This is a genomic window from Streptomyces tateyamensis, from assembly GCF_003205575.1.
Taxonomy (GTDB): domain Bacteria; phylum Actinomycetota; class Actinomycetes; order Streptomycetales; family Streptomycetaceae; genus Kitasatospora; species Kitasatospora tateyamensis.
This window is the reverse complement of record NZ_PYBW01000266.1, coordinates 1-5,563: the sequence shown is the minus strand read 5'-3', so window position 1 is coordinate 5,563 and position 5,563 is coordinate 1. Positions and strand designations below refer to the sequence as shown.

The following is a 5,563-nucleotide window of genomic DNA, read 5'->3' as shown; positions in this document are numbered from 1 at the left end:
GGCCTGGGTGTGGCCCGGAAGGTCGTTCTCGGGACCCACGGTGCTCCCGCGCTCGGCCGCGTAGGCGACCAGCTCGCGCAGGTCCTCCTGGGTGTAGTAGCCGCCGTGCGGGCGGTCGTCGCGGCGCCCGGCGGCCCGGTAGCCGACCATCGAGCGCTCCCGCCAGCTGCCCACCTCGGTCAGCCGCGGGTAGCGCTTGACCTCGAACCGCCAGCCCTGGTCGTCCGTCAGGTGCAGGTGCAGCACGTTCAGCTTGTGCGCCGCCAGCAGGTCCACGTAGCGCAGCAGGTCGGCCTTGGGCAGGAAGTGCCGGGCCACGTCCAGCAGCACCCCGCGCCAGCCGAACCGCGGCTCGTCGGCCACCGTGCCCAGCGGCAGCGACCACGCGGCGCCGGCCACCGGCGCGCGCCGGAAGGCGGCCGAGCCGAGCAACTGGCGCACCGTCTCGACCGCCCAGTGCGCGCCCCGCTCGGAGCCGGCGGTGATCCGCACCCGCTCGGCGTCCACCTCGATCCGGTACGCCTCGGGCGCCAGCGCCGCGTCCAGCGCCAGGGCGATCACCGGGTCGGCCGACCAGCGCAGCGGCAGGCCGCCGGCCGCCCCGAGCCGCTCGCGCAGCCAGGCCTCGGCCCGCTCGGTGCCGGGCCCGCCGCCCAGCGTGGTCGCGGCGTCCAGCCGCAGCCGGGCCGACGGGTCGAGCTGGGCGGCAAGCGGCGCGGGGATCAGGTCCATGCGGACATCCTGCCCCGCGCCGACCTCAGTGGCATAGACCACTGAGGGCAGAAGTCACCGCGCCGGGACTACGCGCCGGGACTAGCTGTCCTTGTCGCCGCCCTTGTCGCCGCCACCGGCGCCGATGCCGTCGTAGATCTCCTTGCACATCGGGCAGACCGGGTACTTCTTCGGGTCGCGCCCGGGCACCCAGACCTTGCCGCAGAGCGCGACCACCGGGGAGCCGGAGAGGGCGCTCTCCATGATCTTGTCCTTCTGGACGTAGTGCGCGAAGCGCTCGTGGTCGCCGTCGCCGTTGGACACCTGCGGGACGGGCTCGACCAGAGTGCCGGTACCGAGGCCGCGCTCGGGCTCAAGAGTGCTCATGGGCGCCAAGTCTATGGGGGCGGCCCGCGAAACGGAGCCCCCAGCGCGGCCCGCTCAGTTGAGCGTCGGGTCCTCGGGATAGGTCGCCAGCACCGCCAGCTCCCCGCGCTGGCGGCGCAGCACCTCGCGCCACAGCCGCTCGGGCCGCCGGCAGGAGATGTCCCCCGGCTCGGCCTCCACCAGGAACCAGGCGCCCTCGGCGATCTCCGCCTCCAACTGCCCCGGGGTCCATCCGGCGTACCCGGCGAACACCCGCAGCGCCCCCAGCTCCCCGGCCAGCAGCTGCGGCGGCGCGTCCAGGTCGACCAGGCCGATCGCCCCGTGCACCCGGCGCCAGCCCAGCGGTTCCTCGGGGCCCGGCTCGCCCGGCATCACGGCCACCGCGAGCGCCGAGTCCAGGCCCACCGGCCCGCCCTGGAACACCACCTGCGGGTCGCCGGCCAGCTCGGCCCAGCCGTCCAGCACGTCCGAGACCTCCACCGGGCTCGGCCGGTTGAGCACCACGCCGAGCGCCCCCTGCCCGTCGTGGTCGAGCAGCAGCACCACCGACCGCACGAAGTTCGGGTCGGTCAGCACCGGAGTCGCCACCAGCAGGCGGCCGGTGTGGGAGAGGGCCGCGGTCATGCCCATATGATCCCGCAGTCGGCCCGGCTACGGGTCCCCGAAACGCGAACGGCGCAGCCCTCCCGGCAAACCCTCGCTCACCCGTTCGCCCCGGCTGCCACCCGGAGGGCCCACGAGCACCGGCGGGCGGCCCGGGAACCGAAGAGACGGCCATTACCATCTACCCAAGGTGGCGCCCCTGCCATGGCCGCAAACCCCCCTGATTGCGAGAACGATGACCGACGACGTCCTGCTGGTCCACGGAGGCACTCCGCTGGAAGGCGAGATCCGCGTCCGCGGCGCCAAGAACCTGGTGCCCAAGGCGATGGTGGCCGCCCTGCTCGGCCAGGGCCCCAGCAGACTGCGCAACGTCCCGGACATCCGTGATGTGAAGGTGGTCCGCGGCCTGCTCCAGCTGCACGGGGTGACCGTGCGCAGCGGCGAGGAGGAGGGCGAGCTGATCCTCGACCCGTCCCACGTGGAGAGCGCCAATGTCGCCGACATCGACGCGCACGCCGGCTCCTCCCGGATCCCGATCCTGTTCTGCGGCCCGCTGCTGCACCGGCTCGGCCACGCGTTCATCCCGGGCCTGGGCGGCTGCGACATCGGCGGCCGCCCGGTCGACTTCCACTTCGAGGTGCTGCGCCAGTTCGGCGCCACCATCGAGAAGCACCCCCAGGGCACCTACCTGGCGGCCTCGCAGCGGCTGCGCGGCACCAAGATCGAGCTGCCCTACCCGTCGGTCGGCGCCACCGAGCAGGTGCTGCTCACCGCGGTGCTCGCCGAGGGCGACACCGAGCTGCGCAACGCGGCCATCGAGCCGGAGATCGTCGACCTGATCTGCGTGCTGCAGAAGATGGGCGCGATCATCTCCATGGGCACCGACCGGACCATCCTGATCACCGGGGTGGACCACCTGGGCGGGTACGAGCACCGCGCGCTGCCGGACCGGCTGGAGGCCGCCTCCTGGGCCTGCGCGGCGCTGGCCACCAAGGGCGACATCTACGTCCGCGGCGCCCGCCAGCTGGAGATGATGACCTTCCTGAACACCTTCCGGAAGGTCGGCGGCGCCTTCGCGGTGGACGACGAGGGCATCCGGTTCTGGCACCCGGGCGGCGAGCTGAACGCCATCGCGCTGGAGACCGACGTGCACCCCGGCTTCCAGACCGACTGGCAGCAGCCGCTGGTGGTCGCGCTGACCCAGGCGGCCGGCCTGTCGATCGTGCACGAGACGGTGTACGAGTCGCGGCTCGGCTTCACCTCGGCGCTGAACCAGATGGGCGCGCACATCCAGCTGTACCGCGAGTGCCTGGGCGGCACCCCGTGCCGGTTCGGCCAGCGCAACTTCCTGCACTCCGCGGTGGTCTCCGGCCCGGCCAAGCTGCTCGGCGGCGAGCTGGTCATCCCGGACCTGCGCGGCGGCTTCTCCTACCTGATCGCGGCGCTGGCCGCCGAGGGCACCTCCACGGTGCACGGCATCTCGCTGATCAACCGCGGCTACGAGAACTTCCTGGAGAAGCTGCGGGCGCTCGGTGCGCACGTCCAGCTGCCCAGTGAGCAGGAGCTGCTGACCTCGGTCTGACCGGGTGTCACACGTACGGAAGGGGCCGCCCCCGCCAGGGCGGCCCCTTTCGTGTCCGGCCACCCCGCCAGGTGTGTCCGGTCACGACCGGCGCAGGGCGCGCCGGCGATCGGGTGGGCGCGGCCTCAGTGGCGCCGCCCGTGGTGGTGGCCCGGGCGGTCGTGCTGCCGGGCCTGACGGCGCACCAGGTTGCTGAGCAGTTCGTGCGCCGGGCCGTGCGGCAGCCCCGCGCGGCGCAGCAGCTGACCCGCCGTGGAACGGGTGGCCGGACTGTCCGCCGCCGCCGGCTCGGCCGGAAACAGGTGCAGCAGCCCGACCACCGCGAGCGCGGCCAGCAGCAGTCCGCCGGCCTTGCGCAGCCGGCGCGGGGGGTGGGGGTTCGACCCGTTCGACACGCGCTTGCTCATGCTCCGCAGCCTGCCAGCCGCCAGATGAGCTGACGATGAGGAAGTCGGATCAGTCGGTCGGCAGCCGCAGTTCGGCCCGCACGCCGCCGCCGGGGGCCTCGGTCAGCCGGGCGCTGCCGCCGTGCAGCTCGGCCACCCAGCGCACAATGGCCAGGCCCGTCCCGGTGCCGGCGCCGCTGGTGACGCCGCGTCGGAACACCTGCTCGCGGCGCGCCGCCGGCACCCCGGGGCCCGCGTCGGTCACCGTGACCAGCCCGGGCGCCACCGCCACCGCCACCGCGGTGCCGCCGCCGTAGCGCAGCGCGTTCTCCACCAGGTTGCGCACCGCCTGGGCCAGCAGCTCCGGCTCGCCGCGCGCCACCACCGGCTGCTCCGGCACCTCGACCGTCACCCGGCCCGGGTCCGCGCCGGGGCCGCCGGGCAGCTCGGCCACCGTCTGCTCGACCAGCTGGTCCAGCCGCAGCAGGGTCAGCTCCACCCGTTCGGTGCCGGCCTCGATCCGGGCCCGGCCGAGCAGCCCGGTGACCAGCCGGGCCAGCCGGTCGGTCAGCTGGGCCGCCTCGCGCAGCGCCGCGGGCGCCCGCTCCGGGGCCGCGGCCCCGCGCTCCACCACCAGCCGCAGCGTGGCCAGCGGGGTGCGCAGCTCGTGGGCGGCCTCGGTGAGGAACTGCTCCTGCTGCTCCAGGCCGACCAGGGCCGGGCGCATCGCCCGGCCGGACAGCAGGTGCCCGATCGCGCCGGCCGCCAGCAGCAGCACCGAGCAGCCCAGCACCAGCCAGCGCACCAGCCGTGCGTGGTCCGCCCGGCTCTGCGCCGGATCGGTACCGACCACCACCACGGCCGCCACCGTGTCACCGTCCCAGACCGGTGCCACCGCCCAGCGCAGCTGCCGGCCGGCCTGGTTCGGGCCGCTGAGCAGCGCGCTCTCCTGGGTGTCCCGGGCCTGCTTCCACAGCCTGGCCAACACCGGCGCGGCGGGCAGCCGGTCGGCGGCCGGGCGCACCCAGCGCAGGACCGGCGCGCCGCCGGCGGCGCCGTCCTGCCAGGCGGCCAGCACGTCGGCGCCGCGGGCCAGCTCGTCCTCGCCCAGCGGGTCGGTGACCAGCTGCCCGTTGTCGAACCACAGGCTGCGGGAGAGCCCGGCCGAGCGGCGGCCCAGGTCGCTGTCGATGTCCTTGATCCGGGACCGCTGGTCGGTCTGCACGGCCAGCGTGGCCAGCACCAGCAGGCAGCCGGCGGTGGTCCCGGTGAACAGCAGGGTGAGCGTCCAGCGCAGCCGGCGCAGCCGGTCCGCGGCCAAGGGCCCCTCCCGGCCGCCGGTCCGGGGGAGGGAGCTCACTGCTCGACGGCCGGGTCGACCAGCCGGTAGCCGACGCCGCGCACGGTCTCGATCGGGTCGGGGGCGCCGAGCCGGCGGCGCAGCTGGCGGATCAGCACGTCGACCACGTTGGACATCGGCTCGTTCAGCTCGTCCCAGCAGCTCTCGATCAGCCGGCTGCGGGTCACCACCTGGCCGGCCTGCAGCATCAGGATCTGCAGGACCGCGTGCTCCTTGGCGGTCAGCGAGAGCAGCACCCCGCCCCGGGTCACCCGGCGGCGCGGCAGGTCCAGCTCCAGGTCGCCCAGGCGCAGCTGCGGGGCGGTGACCGCCTGCAGCGGGCGGCGGGCCAGGTTGCGCACCCGGGCCACCAGCTCGGCGGCGGCGAACGGCTTGACCAGGTAGTCGTCGGCGCCGGCCTCCAGGCCGGTCACCCGGTCGGCCACCGAGTCGAGCGCGGTGAGCAGTAGCACCGGTCGGCTCCAGCCGTCCCGGCGGCGGGCCGCGACCAGGCGCAGGCTGTCCCCGTCGGGCAGCAGCCGGTCGGCGACCAGG

General features: G+C 74.9%; 7 protein-coding genes. 1 reads left to right on the top strand and 6 read right to left on the bottom strand.

Annotated elements, in window-relative coordinates; all coding sequences use genetic code 11:
* The 3 genes from C7C46_RS33270 to C7C46_RS33260 form a co-directional block, all read right to left on the bottom strand.
* A partial coding sequence (locus tag C7C46_RS33270; RefSeq protein WP_146259328.1) for a family 20 glycosylhydrolase occupies positions 1 to 732 on the bottom strand: 732 nt, incomplete at its 3' end.
* A gap of 81 nt (positions 733 to 813) precedes the next feature.
* A complete protein-coding gene (locus tag C7C46_RS33265) occupies positions 814 to 1,098 on the bottom strand; it encodes a DUF3039 domain-containing protein (RefSeq protein ID WP_110673619.1) in 285 nt (94 codons plus the stop codon).
* 54 nt (positions 1,099 to 1,152) lie between these two features.
* Positions 1,153 to 1,722, bottom strand: a complete 570-nt coding sequence (locus tag C7C46_RS33260) for a YqgE/AlgH family protein (RefSeq protein ID WP_110673618.1) — start codon at positions 1,720 to 1,722, stop codon at positions 1,153 to 1,155.
* A 214-nt stretch (positions 1,723 to 1,936) separates the two neighbouring features.
* Here C7C46_RS33260 and murA point away from each other — a divergent pair, with 214 nt between their 5' ends.
* Positions 1,937 to 3,283 (top strand): UDP-N-acetylglucosamine 1-carboxyvinyltransferase, encoded by a 1,347-nt coding sequence (gene murA, locus C7C46_RS33255; RefSeq protein ID WP_110673617.1) that lies wholly within the window; start codon positions 1,937 to 1,939, stop codon positions 3,281 to 3,283.
* A 125-nt stretch (positions 3,284 to 3,408) separates the two neighbouring features.
* On the opposite strand, the gene C7C46_RS35610 is transcribed toward murA, so the two are convergent.
* The 3 genes from C7C46_RS35610 to C7C46_RS33245 all read right to left on the bottom strand — a co-directional run.
* The gene (locus tag C7C46_RS35610) at positions 3,409 to 3,690 is read right to left on the bottom strand and encodes a hypothetical protein (protein ID WP_181442680.1); all 282 of its coding nucleotides are present in this window, start codon (positions 3,688 to 3,690) and stop codon (positions 3,409 to 3,411) included.
* Positions 3,691 to 3,739: 49 nt separating this feature from the next.
* The gene (locus C7C46_RS33250) at positions 3,740 to 4,990 is read right to left on the bottom strand and encodes a sensor histidine kinase (RefSeq protein ID WP_245985317.1); all 1,251 of its coding nucleotides are present in this window, start codon (positions 4,988 to 4,990) and stop codon (positions 3,740 to 3,742) included.
* Between the two features lie 35 nt (positions 4,991 to 5,025).
* On the bottom strand, positions 5,026 to 5,563 hold a 538-nt coding region (locus tag C7C46_RS33245; RefSeq protein ID WP_110673616.1), incomplete at its 5' end, for a winged helix-turn-helix domain-containing protein.